Raw genomic sequence first — 22,233 nt, 5'->3', positions numbered from 1 at the left:
AATAGGAGTGGATTAAAGTGAAAGAAATATATATTGAAAGGCAAGAAGAATTTTTAAGAATAGCTATAAAGGAAAATAACAAATTAAAGGAATGCTTCATAGAAGAAGAGGATAGTGGCCCTATTCCAGGAGAAATATATCAGGGAGTCGTAAAAAATATTGTTCCAGCAATTAAATGTGCTTTTATAGATATTGGGAAGGGCAAAGACTGCTATATGTATCTTGATGAAAAGTTTAAGAATACCAAGATAAAAAAAGGCGATGAGATTATAGTTGAAGTCTTAAAAGAAGAGATCGATAAAAAGGGAGCTAAAGTTACTAGTGCTTTCGGCATTGCAGGTATTTACTGCGTGCTTGTAAATATGAATAAAGACATAAGCTTTTCTAAAAAAATAAATAATAGAACTTTTGAAACTATGGTGGCAAATCAACTTAACAAGCCAGAGGATATAGGGGTAATGATTAGGACTAATGCCTTTGATGTAGACATTGATACCCTAAATGATGAAGTTCGTGAATTATATGAAATATATAAGGCCGTTATAAACAGAGCGAAGTATTCAAGAAATCCTATTTTGCTATTTAGTGATGCTGGAGCTTTAAACAGAACTCTACGTGATATTTTAGATAAAAACACTTTTAAAATAGTATTGAATAATGAAAGTGATTTTCAGTATACGAAGAAATTTACAGAAAAACGATCGGACATCAATGTAAAAGTTGAATTTCATAGTGAAAGCAGAATGTTACTGGATTATTACGGAATAGAAAAAGAAATACTCAGTCTTCGCAATCATAGGATTCCACTAAAATGTGGAGGAAATATTGTAATTGATAAAACTGAGGCAATGTATGTAATTGATATTAATTCTGGGAAGAATACAAAGAGTCGATCACTTCGAAAAACTGCACAAAGCACCAATATTGAGGCGGCGACAGAAATTGCAAGACAAATTAGACTTCGAAATCTAAGCGGAATCATTATAATAGATTTTATTGATATTGAGGATTTAGAAGTGAGAAAAATTATATTAGACGTTTTAGAAGCAGGATTTGCGGATGATAAAAACAAGACTGTAATTTATCCATTTACTGAGCTAAATTTGGTTCAAATTGCAAGACGGAGGCGCGGAAAGTCTATATACGAGTTTATTGAGGAACCTTGCAAGCATTGCGGTGGGAAGAGTAGCAGGGTTAAGCTAGCCTATATTCAATTTTTAATTAAAAATGAAATTTTTAAGATACATAAGGAACAGGGCATTAAAGATATATATATTGAAATTGACGAAATTTACAAAAAGGATATTATGGAGGATGTTTTAGAATTTGCACGTCAAATAGGAGCGTTAGATAATAAAATTTATGTGAATTTTATTCCACATTTAGAAAAATTCAAAGTAGAATCGCTAATTTTCGCAAATCAAATAAGAAATTTGCAAACACAGAAGATATATGGGTAAATACACTTTACAAACATTTGGATATATGTTAGAATGTCATTTGTAGACCGCACACGTAAGGTTATAAACATACTTGCTTATTTTACATAAAGGTATGTACCTGGGATGGCGAGACTGGATCAAGGAGGTGTATTTTATGTACGCAGTTTTAGTTACTGGTGGAAAGCAATATAGAGTTCAAGAAGGAGACGTTTTATTCGTTGAAAAATTGGATGCTGAAGTTGAAACAACCATTGAATTAAATGAAATTCTTGCAGTAGGCAAGGAAGAAGGCTTAATAGTTGGAAAACCTGTAGTAGAAGGAGCTAAAGTTGTTGCTAAAGTATTAGCACAAGGAAAAGCTAAGAAAATTATAGTTTTCAAATTTAAGAGAAAGTTAGATTACAGAAAGAAACAAGGACACAGACAAGCATATACTAAAATTCAAATCGAGAAGATAGAAGCTTAGTTATGGTTAAAGTTGAATTTGTTCGAAGAATAGGTAAAATAGTTTCTTTTAAAATAAAAGGTCATGCTCAGCCTAAAGAAGCAGAATTAGATGTAGATTTAATTTGTGCTGCTATTTCAGCAATTTCTCAAACTACAATTATTGGGATTGAGAAAGTTCTAAAAATTAAGGTGAAGTATGATATAGAGGATGGATTTTTGAATTTAGATTTAAAAGATCAAACCCTAAAAGATATCGAAAGATGTCAAGTTTTACTTGAAACAATGATACTTGGACTTAAAAGTATAGAAATTACTTATGGTGAATATATAAAAGTAGAAACAGAGGAGGTGTAGTACAATGTTAGTTATGAACCTTCAGTTATTTGCTCATAAAAAAGGAGTAGGTAGCTCAAGAAACGGTAGAGATAGTGAATCTAAGAGACTTGGGACTAAACGTGCAGATGGACAATTTGTTCTTTCAGGCAATATTTTAGTAAGACAAAGAGGAACAAAAATCCATCCAGGAAACAATGTTGGAATAGGTGGAGATGACACTCTTTTTGCTAAAATTGATGGAGTTGTAAAATTCGAAAGAATGGGCAAAATGAAGAAAAAAGCAAGTGTTTATCCTGTTGATGTAGAAACGTGTATTGCTGAATAATTTAAGGCACCCTTAAAGGGTGCTTTTTTAAAATTCTCTTTTGGAGGATAGTAATGAGTGATTTAGAAAGTTTTATAAACTTAATTAGAAAACAAAGACATGATTTTATGAATGATCTGCAAGTTATATCTGGATATTTGCAAACGAGGCGACCGAAAGATGCTTTGAAATACATAGATAGGTTATCCAAGGAAAATGAAATTATCAGTGAAATTTATAGATTACAAGATAATGGATTTTCACTATGCCTTGAGAATAATATTAAAAAACTATGGCAAAATGAAGTAAAAGTAGAAATAAACATCGAAATTAGCAATTTTAAAAGTAAAATTTTTGAAATTGGATATAATAAAAAAGGCGATTTACTTAACACTATATTTATGGAACTAGAAGTTACTAATCAGAAATTTGTATATATTTATATATTCGAAGATGAATTAGGTGAAAGTTTACTGATTACTAATAATGAAGCTATGTCTGACGAAATGAGTTGGATGGATGAATGGCAACAAATAGAAACAGAAATAGATGATTTAAGAATTTATAAATGTGTTTTTGATAATAATATAGCTTATAGATTAATATTCAGTACCATAAGTGATGTTATCACCTGCGGCGCTGGGCTAATAAATTAAAATTAAACAAAATAGAAAATGAGCTAAGGTAAGGTGAAATATATGTTTATTGATACAGCCAGGATTTTTGTTAAATCAGGAAATGGTGGCAGTGGAGCCGTTTCGTTTAGAACAGAGAAATATATACCACTGGGTGGACCAGATGGTGGAGACGGTGGAGACGGTGGAGACGTAATATTAGTAGTTGATCCTAGTATGACTACCCTATTAGATTTTTCATATGCAAGAAAATTCGTAGCGAAAAATGGAGTAAACGGTTCTGGTTCTAAGTGTTATGGAAAAGCTGGAGAGGATCTGTATGTTAAAGTTCCAATGGGGACTATTGTGCGTGACATGGAAACAGAAAAAATAATGTATGATTTAGCTCATGATGGTGATAGTTATAGAGTTTGCAAAGCTGGACAAGGCGGAAAAGGTAATGTTAAATTTTGTACACCTACAAGGCAAGCGCCAAACTTTGCTGAACCAGGAATGCCAGGAGAAGAAAGATGGATTAAGCTTGAACTTAAGAGCTTAGCTGATGTTGGATTATTAGGTTTTCCAAATGTAGGCAAGTCAACATTGCTTTCAGTAGTATCAAAAGCAAGACCTAAAATTGCTAATTATCACTTTACAACTTTAAAACCGAATTTAGGAGTAGTAAGTGTTAAGGGTGCACAGAATTTTGTTATTGCTGATATACCAGGAATAATTGAAGGTGCAGCTGAAGGAGTAGGTCTTGGAATAGGTTTTTTAAGACATATTGAAAGAACTAGAATGCTTATTCATGTGGTTGACATTTCAGGAATTGAAGGTAGAGATGCTGTAGAAGACTTTGTAAAAATAAATGAAGAACTTAGAAAATACAGCGTTAAGTTATGGGATAGACCTCAGATAATAGCCGCTAATAAGAGTGATTTGCTGTTTGATGATGAAGTATTTGAAAACTTTAAGAAGAAATTAAATGAACTGGGATATGATGATAGTAAGATATTTAAAATATCTGCAGCTACAAATCAAGGTGTGGATGCACTTATGAAAGAAGCGGCTAGAATGTTAACTACTATCCCAGTTACGGAACTAATAATAAATGATGAAGATAAATTCATAATAGAAGAAAAGAGATTCACCTACACTGTTGAGGTTGATGAAGAAGGAACTTTTGTTGTTGAAGGAAGTTTTGTTGAAAGATTGTTAAGTGCTGTTAATATAAATGAACCGGATTCTCTTAAATATTTCCACAAAGTGTTAAAGAATAAGGGAGTATTTGACGCATTAGTTGCAAAAGGAATTCAAGACGGTGATTTAGTAAGACTACAAAAGTTTGAATTTGAATTCTTATTATAAAAGATAATGAGCGATAATTCTTATCTTATAAGAATGTAACTAGGAGGATATTATGATTACAAGTAAACAAAGAAGTTATTTGAGAACTCTTGCAAATCCATTACAACCTGTATTTCAGGTTGGAAAAGCTGGAATAGAAGAAAATTTTTTAAAACAGATAGAAGACATATTAGAATCTAGAGAGCTTGTTAAAATTAAAATTTTAAACAATAGTGGAATAACTGCTAGAGAAGCATCAGATATAATTTGCACGGCTATAAATGCTGAAGGAATACAAAGTATTGGTAGTAAATGCGTATTGTACAAAAGGTCATTAAAAAAGCCTAAAATTGAATTACCATAAAAGCATGTAATTTTACATGCTTTTTCCTTTATATAAATTAGAAAATGTGTTATTATTTTACAGAAGGTACCTTATTATACTATAAAGAAGGTGTTACAGTGAAAAAGGCTATTTTTGGAGGAACCTTTGATCCAATTCACATAGGGCATGTTCATATTGCCTATGAAGCATTATACAATTTACATTTAGACAAGATTTTATTTATGCCAGCAGGGAATCCACCGAATAAAATTAATAAAAAAATAACAGATGCTCAAATTAGATATGATTTAGTTAAAAAGGCAATAGAGCACGAAAGCCACTTTGAAATAAGCGATTATGAAATTAATAAAAAAGAGAATAGCTATACTTATGAAACACTTGAACTTTTTAGTGAATCGCAAACTAATATAGAGTGGTATTTTTTAATTGGTGGAGACAGCCTAATGGATTTAAATAATTGGAAAAATGTAGATAGAATACTCAAAAGTTGTAAGTTGGTGGTTTATGGTAGAGCAGGATTTACAGTGGAAGAATTGTTAAAGCAGAAAAATCATGTAGAACAAAAGTTCAATGGTAAAGTGATTTTTCTTAATATGCCAATTATAGACATATCTTCAACGAACATTAGAGGTGGTATAAAAAAAGGTAGAAATGTTGATTATCTTCTTCCTAAGGGTGTAGAGGTAATAATTGATAATCTTCAGTTATATAAATAGGGGGATCTAAATGTGGAATGAGAAAGAAATGCTCCATTATTTGAAATTAAGTTTAAAAGAAAGTAGATTAAGACATAGTTTAAACGTTAGTGAAACTGCAGTAACGCTAGCAGTTATTTATGGAGAAAATGTAGAAAAAGCACGAATTGCAGGCTTAATACATGATTGTGTTAAGAATAAGACTGATGAGGAGCTTATAAAACTGGCTATAGAACATGAAATACAATTAGATGAAATATACCTAAAGAACCCACCAATTTTGCACGGATTAGTTGGAAGTATACTAGCTAGAGAAGTAATGGGGATTTACGACGAGGATATTTTAAATGCTATTCGTTATCACACTACTGGTAGAAAAAGCATGAGCCTTTTAGAGAAAATAATTTATATTGCAGATTATATTGAGCCATTAAGAAAATTTGATGGGGTAGAAGAACTAAGAAGCTTAAGTAATATTGATTTAGATGCAGCAGTCATAAAATCTTTTGACAATACTATAAAATATGTTATAGGTCAAAAGGGATTATTGCATACGGATACAATAGAAGCAAGAAATTATTTATTAAGTAAATATAGTAGGTGAGAGTATGAGTGATAATAAAAAAAAGAGAAAAATAGTAAATTATAAAAGATTTGCAATTGTTATCAGTACTTTAGTGGTGACAGTGCTTGTGTTAATTTTTGGTTATCTTTATTTCTACTTAAATAGCTTTAATAATAGTGCATTAGATTTAACCCAAAAAGGATTAGCATCGGAATTAAATAAGGATGATATAGAAAAGATTAAGAAAGATGGGAAATCTTGCAATATACTGGTTATGGGCGTAGATGTGGGTACTCCAGGTGCTACAAATGCTGACGATCCAAAGAGGACAGACACAATGATATTAGCACATTATAATGCAAATGATAAAAAAGTTAATTTGGTTTCTATCCCCAGAGATACTTTAGTTACGATAAATGGTAAAAATCAAAAAATTAATGCTGCCCATGCTATTGGTGGCGTGGATTATGCAGTTGCTGCTGTACAAAAGTTATTAGGTGTTCAAATTGACTACTATGGCAAAATTGACTATAAAGGATTTAATAAACTAATTGATGCTATTGGTGGAGTAAATATTGACATAACAAGGAAAATGGATTATAAAGATCCTGATCAAGATTTAAGCATTCATTTTGAAAAGGGGACGAATGTTCATTTGGATGGTAAAAAAGCTGAGGAATTTTTTAGGTGGAGAAAAAATTCCGATGGTAGTGGTTTTGAAAATGGTGACTTAGGAAGAATAGAAAATCAGCATATGTTTATTTCTAAAGTTATGAAGAAAGTAAAAAGTCCTATTACAGTAATTAAGATTCCAAGCATTTTATCAGCAATAAAAAGTTCTGTAGAAACTAATATGGATGCTAATGATATACTTAAATATGGATACATATTTGCAACCATTGGTAGTGATAAGCTCTCCATGGATACCATTAAGGGCGATTTAAAGAGCGTACATGGTGTATCATATGTAGTATATAATAAAGCTCAAAATAAAGAGATTATTTCAAAATTAGAGGGCAGCCAGGTACAGAATATTGATAAGTCAAAACTTAAAATAAAGGTGATTAATGGGACTAAAACACCAGGACTCGCTAGTGACTTTTCAACATATCTTGTAGAAAACGGCTATAATAAAGCGGTAACAGGAAATGGTAAAGCTACTAGTAAAACTAAAATTTTAGTATATAATGGTAATAAAGACATGAAAAATGATTTAGAAAAAGATTTTAAAATAGACAATATTGAATTTTTATCCTCCAGTGATGAAAAATTCGATATAATAGTTTTCTTAGGTAAAGATCATAAATTAATGCATTAATAATTTTCAAAGAAGATTTCAGCCACCAAGGAGATGATTTAACTTACCAATACTATTTAGAGTAGTCACGGAAACTAATATGTAAAACTTAATTATGTATAGAGTCATTATAGTGCTATAAATTTTATGTTCAGAGAGCAGTTAGGAATAAAAATAGGTATAGCAAACAAGCCTACACGATGCAGGAATTTTCAGAAAAAAGTACTTAATTGTCAAACAGCTACTCTAATAAATTTAAAATACTAAAACCTGAAACTTTAAGTCTTGCATCTAGATGAATATTAATTCCAGCAATCATAGTCATAAATGAATAACGTTTTTTACCATGTATTCGTAAAGTATGAATTTTATAATCATTTAGAATACGATTGTTTATACGTTCTGAGCAGGTTCTAGTTTTATAAATAGTTTTCCATTGTTTTGAGCCGCGAGGCACAGGAGTAAACAACCGCAAATCCCATGATGGTTTAGTGTAGATTACTCGCCCATAAGGTGAAGGTGAGCACTGTTCACAGCAAGAGCAACTAGCAACCTTTTTTAAAACTAAAGGGCAACGCCATTTAAGGCGTGAACGACTTTTTTCATAACCGTTATAGACCATTTCATGGCCACCAATACAGATAGGAAATCCTTTTTCATTAATATCTAGAGTAACTGGATATTTTGAATTTCCTTTGTTTTTGGAGTTCAGATCAATAAAGGGATTAATGTTCCATTTAGAACATAATTCATATGTAGGGTAGTTATCATTAGCTGAGTCAAGAACATAATTTGATATAGTGAACTGCGGTAACAGTTCTCTAAATTCAGCTAATGCTACTATTCCAGTGACACTGTCGTGTCTGCTTGCCTCTACAAATCGTAGATAAATAGGTAGATCTATCTTATATTTTTTATTATAGACAGATAAAGCATAGAGAGTGTAGCCATAAAACCAACGATTTTCATGGCTGTCCCAACCCCAATTAGCATTTATGTCAGAAAGTCTACGAGGGCATTTGCAATCGTAAATTCCATTTTCACGGCAGTCACAAACTTTAGAACCATAGTAAGAAGACTTACAGTGAACACAAGTACCATCGCCGCCAACTGTAAGGTTATCTTTTTCTATTAAGTTAAGATTAAAAGAGGGTTCTACAGCAACTAATGAGAATATTTTTTGAAGCAGCCTTTCGGCTCTTAGGGAAAATGAGCGACCAGCTTCAAAAAAATCTGAAATTCTCTTAACAACACCAGTTTTTTTATTAGGAAGCTTTTTATTTTTCCCGGGTGCCTTAATTTTAGAGGGTTTCTTCTTATACGAATATATTTTTTTTAGGTTTACCCTGTCGGTAGACAGATTTGAAAGCCATAATCTAGAGATAAAATCATAATGAGCACCAAGTGATGGGACATTATTTTTAGTGCAGCCTATACAGGTTGCAAGTAACTCACAGGCATGAATCTTTTTAACCCAGTTGGTAATGCTTGTTTCCTTTTGAAAAAGCATTAAAGAAAATGAACGAAATATCTCAGGTTGAAGAGTTGCAGGTCTACCAATATTAGAATAATAAGGTTTTAATATCTCTCTAAGAATATCTAAGTCTAAGCAATACAACTTAGAGATAGAAGGTTCAAGTTCTATAATTTTTTTAGGAAAAGCTTTGTAGAAACATGAGAGATTTAAAATAATAAATTGCTGATAATCAGCATGAGAGCTCCAATTTTTAAGCATAAAATAATCCTCCTATTAAAACATGTCTTTAAGAGGAGGACCGCAAAATTTTACAGGCTTGTCAAGTGTTTTATGCAAAAAAAGTGGGGGAATCAACAAAAATTAATGATACTAAAAATGAGTAATCACAGGAGCTAAGGAGTTTCCGTGAAAGCTCTATTTAATTATGAGGGGAAGAAAAAATGGGAAAATATATTATTAGCACAAAGTTAATGGCTAGAGATTGCGTTCAGGTAGGAAAGTTTCTTAAGGATGCAATAGTTGAAATGGAAGTAATTGACATTGAGTAATGATAAATTAACATATGTAGTTGGAGCAAACATCGTTGACGTAAAGATAAGAGATTATTTAAAGTACACAGAAAATTTATCTGGCAGATTTATAAAAAGCTCAGGGCTTAGTGGGAAAATAAGGGTAAACAATCAAGTAGCTAAGTTGAATCTTAGAATAAATTCAGAGGATAAAATAGAAATTGATATGAAAAAAGACGAACATCAAAATATTGAGCCTGAGAAGATGGATATAGACGTGGTATATGATGATATAGACCTTATTGTTGTAAATAAGAGCCCGGGAATAGTAGTTCACCCAACTCGGGGTTATCCCAGTGGTACTCTTGCCAATGGAGTTTTGTATTATTTTAAGGAAAGAGATGAAAAATGCATTGTTAGACTCGTAAGTAGATTAGACAGGGATACTTCAGGTCTTATAATAATTGCAAAAAATCAATTTTCACATATGGCATTAGCTAGAGATATGCATAGCAGTGATTTGCAGGTAAGAGATATGCAGGAAAGCGACATGCATAGCAAAACTTTCGAGAAGAGTTATATGGCTGTTGTACATGGCAATATGGAAAATAAGACAGGTACTATTGATTTGCCTATTGGAAACCCCGATGAAGAAAGTGCAAGGAGAGAAGTTTGGGCAGATGGACAAAGAAGTATAACTCATTATGAAGTTATTGATTCTTTTGAAAATGGTGATTTGTTAAAAGTAACTTTGGAAACTGGTAGAACACATCAAATTCGTGTTCATTTAAGTCATATCGGTCATCCACTTTATGGAGATAGCCTTTATGGAGAGTGCGAAAGCCACTATATTGATAGGCAGGCACTTCACGCTTATAAATTAATTATTCCGCATCCAAGAACTGGTGAGAAGCTTATACTTAAATCAAAACTTCCAGATGATATAGCGAATTTGGTAAGTAAACTTAAAACTGAAAGTGACATATAAAAAAGCACCAAGTATAAACTATTAATCTAGTTTATACTTGGTGCTTTTTTATATGTTATGTTTTACTATTTAAAGTGTCTGGGAATATACTCTATTATGTTTCTCCTTTTTCCTATTTTCCTTTTTTTTGATATTATAACAAATAACAATAGTGCTAAAGCAAGTGCAAGATATTTTAGTGCATTTATTGTGTTTGTTGAGAGTGAAGGGGTTTGAACGTGCTTTTTAGCATAATCTATTCCACTAGTCAAATCTAAAGAATAAGAATCTTTACCATAAGTAATTGTAGCATTACTTATTAGAACACCTTTCTTAATTGGCGAAAGGCCTATTTTTTTTTCCTCAGTTTTAATAGTTGGAGTTAAAGTTGGATTTTTAGATTTAACAATATAAAGATCAGTTGAAGCAAGTAGCGGAACATTCGTACCGTCATCTAAAGTTAAATTTGATACTTTATCATTCTTATTAAATTGTTTATAGAGTTCAAAATTATCAAAGCCATAATCCAATAATTTTTTACTGTCTGGAAAAAATGTCTTTTCAGAGTCATGTACAAGAGATACTATAAGCTTTTGACCATTTCTACTAGCTACGGCAATAAAGGAATGCTGTGATTGGATAGTATATCCTGTTTTTCCGCCTTCACAGCCTTTATAGTAGTGTGGGTCATTCTTTTGTATTAGTCTATTCTCATTCCAAAGAGGACGGTTTTCCTTGGATTTATTTGTTGTTGCCATTTTATATGAAGGCGTTGTTGAAATCATATTGTACTCGGGATGCTTAGTTAGCTCTTGCATAATTAGGGATAAATCATAGGCTGAAGTTTTATGATTTACGTCATATAGCCCATTTGGATTGACAAAATTAGTGTTTTTACAACCTAGAGATTCTGCCTTTTCATTCATAAGCTTTGCAAATTTTCCTGTGGAACCACTTATATGTTCTGCTAAAGCTACGGCACAGTCATTAGCAGAGGCTAATATTAATCCGTATAACAATTCTTTTACAGAAACTTTTTCGTCTTTAAGGAGATATATTTTTGAACCATCAGTCATCTCTGCGTCTTTACTTACAGTTACCACATCGTTTAAATTAGAGTTTTCTAAGACGAGAAGTATAGTCATTATCTTTGTGGTAGAAGCTGGTGGGTAAGCAGAATCTTTATTTTTCTCATAAAGTAGTTTACCAGTAGTGGCATCCATTAAAACCACACTATCAGCAGACACCACTGGCGGTTTTAATAGTGCTTTAACTGTTGGGGCCGTATTAAAAAATAAAAAAAATGATGCAAGTGCTATTGTGATTAATTTTTTCATAGGTTACCTCCAAGTTTTTCAACATTTATAGTATATCAAAAAAAATCTTTCTTAGCGATAGTATTTACGTAAACTTGTCAATAATTTTATATAGGATGGCAAAATAATTAGCAAGTGTCCTGTGCTCTAGGAGGTTAACGAGGAGATATTATGAAAAATAAAGAGAAAATAATTGGTTCTATAGTTATTTTATGCATAAGTATTGCATTTATAATTGCTGGCTACAAATTGTCAAGTCCAAAAGAAAATGTTAATGCTTCGGATTATAAGGATATATTTGTAGAAACTGATAAAACTTCAGAAAAAAAAGATGCAGAGGGCGTTATTGCAGCTGGATCAAATAAAGTAGAAGGTAGTAATGCAAAAGTAGAAGGTAGTAATGCAAAAGTAGAAGATAGTAATATAAAAGTGGATATAAAAGGTGCTGTAAAAGATCCTGGTGTTTATGATATAAAAAAAGGAAGTAGAGTTACCGATCTTATAAAACTAGCAGGTGGGGGAACTAGTGATGCAGACCTTGATGCGACAAATCTTTCTGCAAAACTAAATGATGAAGATTGTATTGTGATTTGTAAAAAGGGTGAGGTAAACAAAACACAAACGCCCCTGAATACTACTCTAAAGAGCAATTCTAACGATTCTGCGACTTCAAACTCGGGTAGCACTGAAAAGGGCGCTATTATTAACATAAACACTGCTAGCAAAGAAGAACTAAAGACTCTTACAGGAATAGGGGATGCTAAAGCTGATGTTATAATCGAATATAGGCAGCAAAATGGAGGATTTAAGTCTGTAGAAGAGATAACAAAAGTGGGCGGTATTGGAGAAAAGACCTTAAGCAAATTTATAGATAAGATAGACATAAAGTAATTAAATCATCTCCTGGGTCGCTGAAATGTCGTTAAACTAATAAAGTTTATATGGGATATTTGTATATTTATATGAACTAAGGATACAATATACAGATGAACGAGGGAGATTTAAAGCATGGAGTGTAGGATTAAACAATTCGACAAGATTATGCACATTGATATTGAATATATCGGTGAAATATGCTAAAATTAATAACATACATGGGGGTAGGTGATAGTGTGCCTGCCGAGTTAAAACTATGTTGTAGTGCTAATACGACGAATGAATTCAATTTACACATGTTTCACAATTAAATAGACATATTGCGGCTTAGATACATAGTTTTATGCTATCTGAGCCGCTTTTTATATTGTATTCCATAAAAAAAAGAGTTTATAACTCTTTTTTTAAATTCTCTTCAATAAATTCTATTCCGGTAAGTTCAATTTTATAATTTCCTCTAACCGCTTGTTTAGTTATAAGCCTTTTTTTCATTAAAGATTCAAGAGAAGATTTCAAAACCCTAATATCACCTTTACCATTACCTAGATTAAGCGCAAGTTTTATTTTTGCGATGCTTTGTGGGGATGCGGTTCTATTTTCATACAGATAGTTTAATATGCTATCTTCAATTTCTTTTATGTTATCTTTCATAAATATCCTCCTTCATTAGCGTATTTAGCCATAATATATAAGTATACTACATACATTAGGTAATATAAAGAAAAATTATCTAAGAAACTGTCATGGTTTTTATGTAGGGGGCAAGAGATAAACATAGGTAGCGTTAGCTTTGTATGGTATATATTGTAATAAAGCTCAGATCCCTTATCGAAGGCTTATATTATGCCCAAAATCGCTTTCGACATTATGCATTAAAGGTAATATAATGAGAATATAGTCAACATTCCAAATTATGAGAAAATATAAAAATAAGTATTATTTATAAATATTGGGGGTGATGTTTTGGAATTTATAACTAATAAAATAATGAGTATAGACAAAGATGCTGAAAGCTATAGGAAGGGCATTGATGAAATGTTAAAAGAAAAACAAGATGAATTTGAAAATATAATAAAGGATATGAAGGTTAGCTTTCAAGAAGAATCTAAAAACATTAAGAATACTATAAGTAATGAAAAGATGATGGAGGCGGAGTTTAAAGCTGAAATCATAAGAAAAGAAAAAGAAAAAGTATTAAAAAATATTAATAAAAAATATCAAAACAATAAATTAAAAATAGTAGATGAAGTATTTAACGCTATCATAGGAGTGGGGATATATGGGAAGTGTTGTTAAGTTTAGTGCTATTAATTCTAAAGTAAAGGCAATGATGGGAAAGATGATAAGCGGAGATCAATATTTGAAATTACTAAAGTGTAAAGATTTTAAAAGTACTGTTAAAGTATTAAAAGAGGATACGAGCTATGGGGAGCTTTTAGGAGAATACAACTTAGAGAAAATACATAGGGGTAATTTAGAGATTATTTTAAATAGATACTATACAAGTATTTATAGCAAATTTATAAATTATTTTGATGGTGAATACAGGAAGCTTATAAAAGTTTTTTTTGTAAGATGGGAAATAGAAGATTTAAAAATAATTATTAGAGGCAAATATTTAGGCCTACGTTGCGACGAAATAGAAAACAAGCTAATTGCAAGAAGTTCTTTAAATACAATAAATTATGATTATTTATTAGCCTTAAAAAATACAGAAGAGGTAATAGATGGGCTAAAAGGGAGCATATATTATAAAAGTCTAAAAAATTTAGCTAGGGGCATCAGTGAAAAAGGTTTGTTTAGGATTGAAACAGAACTTGATTTTGTTTATTTTATGTCTGTACGACGCGAACTCAAGCATTTGGACAATGAGAATAAAGAAGTGGTACACAGTATATTAGGATTGGAAGCAGATCTTTTAAATTTAGGGTGGATATATAGAGGAAAGACTTTTTACAATATACCTTCTGAGGAGCTGTTTAACTACACCATATATAATGGGTATAAGCTTTCAAAGGAAAATATTAGAAAGCTTTGTTATATAAATAATATGGAAGAATTTTATAATATAATAGAAAAAACACCATATGCAAAGATATATGAAAAGGATGATTTTAATTCCATTGAAAAACGACAACGTGAATTTAAAAAAAAATATTTCAAAAAAAATCTTAGAGAAAATAAAACAAATATTAGCATGGCTATGAGTTATCTTGCGTTTTATAGGATTGAAATAAAAGATATTATATCTATAGTAGAACAAAAAAGATACGATATGGATATGAATGAAGGTATAAATTATGTTTCTGTCACATTATAAATGCTTATCTACCCCAGAAAAAAGCAGGAGGTGATTTTGTGTCTATAGAAAAAATGCATATGGTTAATTTAGTAGGTGAAATGTCCGATTTTGATAAATTAACTAAATTATTAGCACTAGAAGGCTGCATGCAGCCAGTAAGTGCTTTGCAAGAAATAAACTCGTCAGATTTTGTATTAAAAACTTCAGAAGGCAATATAGAGGCTTTAATGGATGTAAACTATATAAGACCTTACTTATATGATAAAGAATATAATATAAGTTTAAAACATGTTGAAAAGCTTGCAAAGGCTCAAAATACTGTTGATATAAGTTGCGAATACATTAAAGAGATGATTTTTGATTTTGATACCATAGAGAATAAGCTAGCGGAAGTATATGATAAATATATGGTTTTAAACAAAGAATTTGAGGATTTAAAACAAAAGGAGCAATACCTTAAAAACACATATGAGGCCTTAGGATTTTTAAATGATGTATCTATTCCTATGGAAGAGATTACTGCTATGAAAAATTTCCAAATGGATTTATATAAAGTGCCAGAGCAAAACATGGTTAAACTAAAAGCCAATTATGAAAATATTCCATCAGTAATAGAAACTGTCTATAAGGAAAAAGATTTTGTTACATTTATAGCATTTACTCCAATGCTTTTGCTAACAGAAACGGAAAGAATTTTTAAATCGGCAAATTGCGAAAGAATTCTAGTGCCTAATCATTACATAGGCATTCCAAGGGACGTGGCGGTGGTTGTTCGTGCGGAAATATATCAAGTGCAAGAATCTACAACGAAAATTAAAATGGAACTTAGTGATTTTCTAAAGGAAAATTACAAAACTATAAAAAATATAGAAAATAGTTATGAATTGGAGCAAAAGTCTGGAGAAATTAAAAAGAGTGCGGCGTGCACAAATGAATTTTTTTATCTTTCTGGTTGGATACCTAAAAGTTTTATGGAGAGCATTGATAAGTTACTTTTGAGTTTTGATGATAGAATATTGATTATTAAAAAAGAGCCTAATGAGAGAACTAATAAAGCTATAACTCCACCAACAATGCTTATAAACAACAAATTGTTTAAACCATTTGAGAGTTTGCTTTTCATGTATGGTGTTCCTAGCTATGATGAAATCGATCCTACTAGGTTTTTGGCAATAACTTATACTCTAATGTTTGGTGCTATGTTTGGTGATGCAGGACAAGGATTAGTATTGCTTTTAGCAGGAGTTATGCTGAAAAGTAAGTCAGGTAGAAGTAATATAGGCGGGATTTTTGAAACCCTGGGGGTAAGTTCTATAATATTTGGATTTCTATATGGGAGTGTATTTGGTTCTGAAAGAGTAATTAATGCATTGCTAATTAGACCGATGGAAGATATTAACGATATGTTAATTGGAGCTATAATATTTGGATGTGGTTTCTTAATTTTAGGCTTTATATTAGGGATTACTAATAGTTTAAGAAGGAAAGATATAGAACGTGGACTTTTTGGAAAAGAAGGACTAGCAGGTTTTATGTTCTATATTGGAGCTTTAATACTAATAGTATCTATAATCTATAAAAAGCCATTATTACCGAAAGCTATTTGGATGATATATTTTCTTTTCTTTTTATTACTGATATTACTAAAGGAGCCGCTAGCGAATATTATTAAAGGTAAAAAAATATTATTTGAATCTGGAACTAAGGATTATTTTATAGAATCAGGTTTTGAGGTGATAGAAACATTGTTATCTATGTTTTCTAATACACTTTCATTCATAAGAGTAGGTGCATTCGCATTAAATCATGTGGGCTTGTTTGTTGCATTTTCTGCTATGGCTTCTATGACTAAGAGTGGATTTGCTTCAGTGCTAATACTAATAATTGGAAATGTAATAATTATATGCCTTGAAGGGTTGATTGTATTTATACAAGGGTTAAGACTTGAGTATTATGAATTATTCAGTAAGTATTATGAAGGGGCAGGGATTGCTTTTGAACCTGTGCAGATTGAAATCAAGTAACATATATATAAACATGCATTTTGTGTAAAAAAATGGAAGATATAAATGTGAAAGTTAGTGCACTAGATATTAGAAGGAGGAATAACAATTATGACTATTTTATTAATGTTAACATTTTGTGTTGTTATAGTTACTATTACTTATGGAGTCGTTTCTCAAAGTAAAATAGATGTTTTGGGGAGGAAAAAGGTTAAAAAAGCACTAAAAATAAATTTAGGTGTATTTATACCAGTTATGATGGGAGCTTTGATCGTGAATATTCCAAGCGTAGCACGCGCAGCGGGAACAGTTGCAGTGAACCCGGCTGCTGGGCTTGGGTATTTAGCAGCTGGGCTTTCCACAGGACTTGCAACTATTGGCGCAGGCTATGCTGTAGGGGCAGTTGGTTCTTCAGCATTAGGTGCGGTATCAGAAGATCCTAAGATACTAGGAAAAACGCTTATCTTTGTTGGCCTTGGAGAAGGTATTGCTATATACGGACTTATTATATCAATAATGATACTTTCGAAATTATAATTTTTTAGGAGAGAGGATTATGACAAGTTATTTAATAAGTGATAATGTGGATACTTTTGTAGGGATGAAAATGGCAGGAATAGAAGGCATTGTTCTTCATGAAAAAGAAAAAATATTAGAAAAAATAAAAGAATTAAAAAAAAATCAGGGAATAGGAATAATAATAATAACAGAGAAAATTGCTCTTTTAATACCAGACGAGGTAAGCGTCATAAAATTATCAAGAGAAAGACCCCTTTTGGTGGAAATTCCAGATAGGCACGGCTGGAATCGTGGTAGTGACTCTATATTAAGATACGTTAAAGAGGCTATAGGGATTAAGATATAATAATTATACAAGTATAATAGGAGCATAAGAATTCGCAGGAGGGTTAGTTATGACCACAATTGAAGATAAGATAAATTTATTTTCTAAGATAATATATGACAAGGTAAATAAAGAAAAAGAAGAAAAATTAGAAACATTCAGTTTTGAGGCTGAAAAAAAAATCAATATAGAAAAAGAAAAGATAGAAGAGCTTAGACGGAGCATCCAAAGGGAAGTTACAAAAAAAACTAATATTAAAGCAAATGGAATAGTAGCAAAAGAAAGGCTTAATAAACAAAGAGAAGTGTTGTTCCTTAAGGATAAGTTGATTAGTGATGCTCTAGAAAATGTTCGGGTAAAGCTTGTACAATTTGTTAGTTGTGAGGAATATAAAACGTATTTCATAAGTAACCTTAAAAAGACTTTAAATGCGATGGATAAAGGAAACTACTATATTATAGTACTAAAAAGGGATTACGAAAAATTTCAAAGTGAAATTGGACTTATACTAAAGGAGTATTGTGATCATAATTTTGAAGTGAAAATTTCAGAAGAAGACTTTATAGGTGGACATATACTAAAAGATTTTGAAGGAACATTTATTATAAATAATAGTATATATGCTGCATTACAAGATAGTAAAGAAACAATTGGTGTTAGAGTTATGGAAATGCTGGCCTAAAAAGGGGAGGAATAACATGGTAGGAAACATAATCGGAGTAAATGGTCCAGTTATAAAAGCTGAACACATGAAGGGCTTCAAAATGAGAGAAATGGTTATGGTAGGCGCGAGGAAGCTTATAGGTGAAATAATAATAATAGAAGAAGACTTTGCAACTATTCAGGTTTATGAAGAAACTAGCGGTCTTAAGATAGGTGAACCTGTAATTTCTACTGGGAGTCCTCTTTCTCTTAAATTAGGGCCAGGAATACTAGGAAATATATTTGATGGAATTGAGAGGCCACTAGAAAAGATAAATGAAATGTCTTATGGATTTTTACCAGAGGGTATAGGGCTCATTTCTCTTGATGAAGAAAAACTTTGGGATGTAGACATTATCGTAAAGCTTGGAGATGAATTAAAAGAAGGACAAATATACGCAAACGTTCAAGAAACTGCATCCATTATGCATAAGATAATGGTTCCTCCAGGGGTTTTTGGAACTGTAACCTGGGCATGCGAAAATGGAAAATACAATATAGAAACCACAGTAGCTAAATTAAAGCAAGGCGCGGAAAATTATGAACTTAAACTTTATCAATATTGGCCTTGCAGAACGCCAAGACCGGTAAAAGATAAAAAAACTATTTTTAAACCACTTATCACGGGCCAAAGAATAATAGATATATTCTTCCCTTTGGCTAAAGGAGGAACTTGCGCTATCCCTGGGGGGTTCGGTACTGGAAAGACTATAACCCAACATCAGCTTGCAAAGTGGTCTGATGCAGATATTATAGTGTACATTGGTTGCGGAGAAAGAGGAAATGAAATGACAGAAGTTCTAGAAGAGTTCCCGAAACTTATAGATCCTAGAACGGATTTACCACTTATGAATAGGACTGTGCTTATAGCTAATACATCAAACATGCCCGTAGCTGCAAGAGAAGCAAGTATTTATACAGGAATAACTATAGCGGAATATTTTAGGGATATGGGATATCACGTTGCTATAATGGCGGATTCTACTTCGAGATGGGCAGAAGCCTTACGTGAAATCTCTGGAAGACTTGAAGAGATGCCTGCTGAGGAAGGTTATCCAGCCTATCTCCCATCAAGAATTGCAGAGTTTTATGAAAGAGCGGGTTATGTAGAAAACTTAAATAATACAGAGGGTTCTGTTACTGTAATTGGGGCAGTGTCGCCTGCGGGAGGAGATTTCTCAGAACCTGTTACTCAAAATACTAAAAGATTCGTTTCTGTTTTTTTAGGACTTGATAAAAAATTAGCTTATGCAAGGCACTATCCAGCAATAAACTGGTTAGCTAGTTATAGTGGCTATTTATCACTTTTAAAGGAGTGGTATGAGGAAAACGTGGCGGGAGACGTAATGGACTTAAGAGCAAAGATGCTTAAACTTTTATATGAAGAAAATAAGCTTCTGGAGATAGTTAAATTGGTAGGTGAAGATGTGCTGCCGGACGCGCAAAGGTTGATTATAGAGGTTTCGAAATGCCTTAAAATATCATTTTTGCAACAAAATGCCTATAATGCTGTAGATACTTATGCACCTTTAAACAAACAATATAAAATGCTTAAAGTTATAGAATCGTTTTATGATAATGCAAGCAGGGCTGTGAAATTTGGAATACCAATTTCTGTTATAATAAACAAAGAATTAATGGAAAAGCTTTATAAAATGAAATACAATGTACCCAATGATGAGCTTTCGATAATAGATGATTTAGAAAGTGAATTAGTGAATTATTTTGATGGAATTATAGAAAAATATAGATAATGATTATTATCTACATTATAGAGACTAGCAGGGAGGTCCAATATGAAAAAAGAATATTTATTGTTAAATAAAATTCAAGGGCCTTTAATTATACTTTCCAGTGTTGAAGATGTAGCATATGATGAAATTGTTGATATAGTGGTGGATGGAAAGTATAACAAAAAAGGGAAGGTTGTTCAAATTTATAAAGACAAGGCTATAATACAAGTTTTTGAAACCACAACTGGTATGTCTGTCAACAATACATCAGTTCATTTCAGAGGGGAATCTTTTAAAATAGCTCTTACAAAGGATATATTGGGAAGAGAATTTAACGGGATAGGCGATCCAAGAGATAATGGTGGCGAAGTTTATTCTTCAAAAAAATACGATATAAATGGAAGGCCTATGAATCCTGTAGCTAGAAAATACCCTAGAAACTATATACAAACAGGAATATCATCTATAGACTGTCTTGCTACATTAATAAGAGGGCAAAAGCTTCCTATATTTTCTGGAAATGGTATGGCGCATAATGAACTGGCAGCACAAATTGTAAGGCAAGCAAAAATTTCTGATGAGGTTGATGAAAAATTTTGTATAGTATTTGGAGCTATGGGCATTAAGTATGATGATTCTAACTTCTTTAAGAAAAGTTTTGAAGAAGCTGGTGTGCTTGAAAAGGTGGTTATGTTTACAAATCTAGCAGACGATCCTATTGTTGAGAGAATAATAACTCCAAGATGTGCATTGACTGCTGCAGAATACTTAGCATTTGAAGAGGACATGCATGTACTTGTAATACTTACAGATATGACTAATTATTGTGAAGCGTTAAGAGAACTTTCTTCCTTAAAAGAAGAAGTTCCAAGTAGAAAAGGTTATCCAGGATATTTATATTCGGATCTAGCGTCACTGTATGAGAGGGCTGGAATGATGAAAGGGAGAAAGGGTAGTATAACACAAATACCTATATTAACTATGCCTAATGATGACATAACGCATCCAGTACCAGATCTTACAGGGTTCATAACCGAAGGGCAAATTGTTTTAAGTCGCGGAATAGAGCAAAGAGGCTTTTATCCGCCAGTAAACATCCTTCCTTCCCTGTCGAGACTTATGAAAGATGGCATTGGCGAAGGCTTTACAAGGGAAGATCATGGAGATGTATCAAATCAAATATTTGCAGCCTACTCTAGGGTTCAGGATGTAATAGCACTAGCTCAAGTTATAGGAGAAGATGAGCTTTCAGAAATAGATAAGATATATATGGATTTTGGTAGAGCATTTGAAGAAAAGTTTTTAAAACAGGAGTATGATGAAAATAGAGATATGACAGAAACTTTAGATTTAGCTTGGGAAGTTCTTAGCATATTGCCGAGTAATGAGTTGGATAGGGTTTCACCTAAGATTTTAGAAAAATATTATAAAATAGTGGTGGAGTAATATGGAAACATTTGCACCAACTAAATCTACATTAATGGCTGCTAAAAATTCCTTGGACTTTTCTGAAAAAGGCTTTGAACTATTAGATAAAAAGAGAAATGTACTTATAAGAGAAATGATGTCTTATGTATCTAAGGCGCGCGAACTTCAAGATGAGGTAAATATAACTTTTTCAAAGGCATATAAAGCGCTAGAATCTGCAAATATAAATTCAGGAATAATAGAAATAGAAGACGTAGCTATGACCATAGGCGAAGCTAAAGACTATAAAATTTTATTTAAAAGTGTTATGGGTGTAGAAGTTCCTAAAATTATTTTTGAAAGAAAAGAAATAGAACCAAAGTATGGATTTTATAGAAGCAGTGCGGCTATTGATGAGTCTATGAAAGAGTTTAATAACGTGAAATATTTAACCTATGAGCTGGCAGAAGTAGAAAATGCTGTCTACAGATTAGCCATGGAAATAAAAAAAACTCAAAAGAGAGCAAATGCACTTCAAAATATACAAATCCCTAAATTTAAGGAAATGGTCAAATTTGTTACAGAAGTTTTAGAAGAAAAAGAAAGAGAAGACTTTTTTAGACTTAAAGTAGTAAAAAAGAAACATAGAAAGGAGGATTAGATAATCTTCTGCGAAGGTGAATGTCGTTAGAAGTTGAATAATA

General features: G+C 31.9%; 24 protein-coding genes. 21 read left to right on the top strand and 3 right to left on the bottom strand.

Annotated elements, in window-relative coordinates:
- Positions 1–17 precede the first annotated feature (17 nt).
- The 10 genes from ACWJKS_RS12500 to ACWJKS_RS12455 all read left to right on the top strand — a co-directional run bounded on the left by ACWJKS_RS12500 (position 18) and on the right by ACWJKS_RS12455 (position 7,414).
- On the top strand, positions 18–1,460 hold the full coding sequence (locus tag ACWJKS_RS12500) for an Rne/Rng family ribonuclease (protein ID WP_216301775.1): 1,443 nt from the start codon (positions 18–20) through the stop codon (positions 1,458–1,460).
- Positions 1,461–1,596: 136 nt separating this feature from the next.
- Positions 1,597–1,908: a 50S ribosomal protein L21 gene (gene rplU / locus ACWJKS_RS12495; RefSeq protein WP_165412889.1), complete on the top strand. Its 312-nt coding sequence runs from the start codon at positions 1,597–1,599 to the stop codon at positions 1,906–1,908.
- A 2-nt stretch (positions 1,909–1,910) separates the two neighbouring features.
- Positions 1,911–2,243, top strand: coding sequence for a ribosomal-processing cysteine protease Prp (locus tag ACWJKS_RS12490; protein WP_462959690.1), 333 nt, complete (start codon positions 1,911–1,913; stop codon positions 2,241–2,243).
- 4 nt (positions 2,244–2,247) lie between these two features.
- Positions 2,248–2,550, top strand: a complete 303-nt coding sequence (gene rpmA, locus ACWJKS_RS12485) for a 50S ribosomal protein L27 (protein ID WP_165412891.1) — start codon at positions 2,248–2,250, stop codon at positions 2,548–2,550.
- A 53-nt stretch (positions 2,551–2,603) separates the two neighbouring features.
- Positions 2,604–3,185, top strand: coding sequence for a Spo0B domain-containing protein (locus ACWJKS_RS12480; RefSeq protein ID WP_216301777.1), 582 nt, complete (start codon positions 2,604–2,606; stop codon positions 3,183–3,185).
- Between the two features lie 42 nt (positions 3,186–3,227).
- A complete protein-coding gene (obgE, locus tag ACWJKS_RS12475) occupies positions 3,228–4,511 on the top strand; it encodes a GTPase ObgE (protein ID WP_165412893.1) in 1,284 nt (427 codons plus the stop codon).
- A 52-nt stretch (positions 4,512–4,563) separates the two neighbouring features.
- Positions 4,564–4,854, top strand: coding sequence for a YhbY family RNA-binding protein (locus ACWJKS_RS12470; RefSeq protein ID WP_165412894.1), 291 nt, complete (start codon positions 4,564–4,566; stop codon positions 4,852–4,854).
- A gap of 98 nt (positions 4,855–4,952) precedes the next feature.
- Positions 4,953–5,552 carry a nicotinate-nucleotide adenylyltransferase gene (nadD, locus tag ACWJKS_RS12465; protein ID WP_462959689.1) on the top strand — a complete coding sequence of 200 codons (600 nt, stop codon included), beginning with the start codon at positions 4,953–4,955 and terminating at the stop codon, positions 5,550–5,552.
- A gap of 10 nt (positions 5,553–5,562) precedes the next feature.
- On the top strand, positions 5,563–6,135 hold the full coding sequence (gene yqeK, locus ACWJKS_RS12460) for a bis(5'-nucleosyl)-tetraphosphatase (symmetrical) YqeK (protein WP_165412896.1): 573 nt from the start codon (positions 5,563–5,565) through the stop codon (positions 6,133–6,135).
- A gap of 4 nt (positions 6,136–6,139) precedes the next feature.
- The gene (locus tag ACWJKS_RS12455; protein WP_462953731.1) at positions 6,140–7,414 is read left to right on the top strand and encodes an LCP family protein; all 1,275 of its coding nucleotides are present in this window, start codon (positions 6,140–6,142) and stop codon (positions 7,412–7,414) included.
- Between the two features lie 220 nt (positions 7,415–7,634).
- Here ACWJKS_RS12455 and ACWJKS_RS12450 read toward each other — a convergent pair whose 3' ends face one another.
- Positions 7,635–9,128, bottom strand: a complete 1,494-nt coding sequence (locus ACWJKS_RS12450) for a hypothetical protein (RefSeq protein WP_462959674.1) — start codon at positions 9,126–9,128, stop codon at positions 7,635–7,637.
- A gap of 282 nt (positions 9,129–9,410) precedes the next feature.
- Between ACWJKS_RS12450 and ACWJKS_RS12445 the strand changes: the two genes are divergently transcribed.
- Positions 9,411–10,367 (top strand): RluA family pseudouridine synthase, encoded by a 957-nt coding sequence (locus tag ACWJKS_RS12445; protein ID WP_165413707.1) that lies wholly within the window; start codon positions 9,411–9,413, stop codon positions 10,365–10,367.
- A gap of 65 nt (positions 10,368–10,432) precedes the next feature.
- Here ACWJKS_RS12445 and ACWJKS_RS12440 read toward each other — a convergent pair whose 3' ends face one another.
- Positions 10,433–11,683, bottom strand: a complete 1,251-nt coding sequence (locus ACWJKS_RS12440; protein ID WP_462959688.1) for a serine hydrolase — start codon at positions 11,681–11,683, stop codon at positions 10,433–10,435.
- A gap of 150 nt (positions 11,684–11,833) precedes the next feature.
- On the opposite strand from ACWJKS_RS12440, the gene ACWJKS_RS12435 reads away from it, so the two are divergent.
- Positions 11,834–12,553, top strand: coding sequence for a helix-hairpin-helix domain-containing protein (locus ACWJKS_RS12435; RefSeq protein WP_462959687.1), 720 nt, complete (start codon positions 11,834–11,836; stop codon positions 12,551–12,553).
- Between the two features lie 375 nt (positions 12,554–12,928).
- Here the strand turns inward: ACWJKS_RS12435 and ACWJKS_RS12430 are convergent, their stop codons facing one another.
- Positions 12,929–13,189 carry a hypothetical protein gene (locus tag ACWJKS_RS12430; protein ID WP_216301781.1) on the bottom strand — a complete coding sequence of 87 codons (261 nt, stop codon included), beginning with the start codon at positions 13,187–13,189 and terminating at the stop codon, positions 12,929–12,931.
- 312 nt (positions 13,190–13,501) lie between these two features.
- Here ACWJKS_RS12430 and ACWJKS_RS12425 point away from each other — a divergent pair, with 312 nt between their 5' ends.
- From ACWJKS_RS12425 to ACWJKS_RS12385, 9 genes are all read left to right on the top strand, one after another.
- Entirely contained in the window at positions 13,502–13,834 is a 333-nt protein-coding gene (locus tag ACWJKS_RS12425; RefSeq protein WP_165413711.1) for a hypothetical protein, read from the top strand.
- Positions 13,818–14,858, top strand: coding sequence for a V-type ATPase subunit (locus ACWJKS_RS12420; protein WP_462959686.1), 1,041 nt, complete (start codon positions 13,818–13,820; stop codon positions 14,856–14,858). Before ACWJKS_RS12425 ends, ACWJKS_RS12420 begins: the two co-directional genes overlap by 17 nt.
- Before the next feature lie 38 nt (positions 14,859–14,896).
- Entirely contained in the window at positions 14,897–16,864 is a 1,968-nt protein-coding gene (locus ACWJKS_RS12415; RefSeq protein WP_462959685.1) for a V-type ATP synthase subunit I, read from the top strand.
- Positions 16,865–16,954: 90 nt separating this feature from the next.
- Positions 16,955–17,380: an ATP synthase subunit C gene (locus ACWJKS_RS12410; protein WP_216301785.1), complete on the top strand. Its 426-nt coding sequence runs from the start codon at positions 16,955–16,957 to the stop codon at positions 17,378–17,380.
- A 19-nt stretch (positions 17,381–17,399) separates the two neighbouring features.
- A complete protein-coding gene (locus ACWJKS_RS12405) occupies positions 17,400–17,708 on the top strand; it encodes a V-type ATP synthase subunit F (RefSeq protein WP_216301786.1) in 309 nt (102 codons plus the stop codon).
- A gap of 49 nt (positions 17,709–17,757) precedes the next feature.
- A complete protein-coding gene (locus tag ACWJKS_RS12400; RefSeq protein ID WP_462959684.1) occupies positions 17,758–18,369 on the top strand; it encodes a V-type ATP synthase subunit E in 612 nt (203 codons plus the stop codon).
- A gap of 16 nt (positions 18,370–18,385) precedes the next feature.
- The gene (locus tag ACWJKS_RS12395) at positions 18,386–20,143 is read left to right on the top strand and encodes a V-type ATP synthase subunit A (RefSeq protein ID WP_462959683.1); all 1,758 of its coding nucleotides are present in this window, start codon (positions 18,386–18,388) and stop codon (positions 20,141–20,143) included.
- Between the two features lie 42 nt (positions 20,144–20,185).
- Positions 20,186–21,568 (top strand): V-type ATP synthase subunit B, encoded by a 1,383-nt coding sequence (locus ACWJKS_RS12390; RefSeq protein ID WP_462959682.1) that lies wholly within the window; start codon positions 20,186–20,188, stop codon positions 21,566–21,568.
- A 1-nt stretch (position 21,569) separates the two neighbouring features.
- Entirely contained in the window at positions 21,570–22,190 is a 621-nt protein-coding gene (locus tag ACWJKS_RS12385; protein WP_165413719.1) for a V-type ATP synthase subunit D, read from the top strand.
- Positions 22,191–22,233: the final 43 nt, after the last annotated feature.

The sequence above is a fragment of the Clostridium sp. CM038 genome (genome assembly GCF_055081105.1).
The sequence above is the reverse complement of the archived record's forward strand: the minus strand, read 5'-3'. Positions and strand labels throughout refer to the sequence as shown.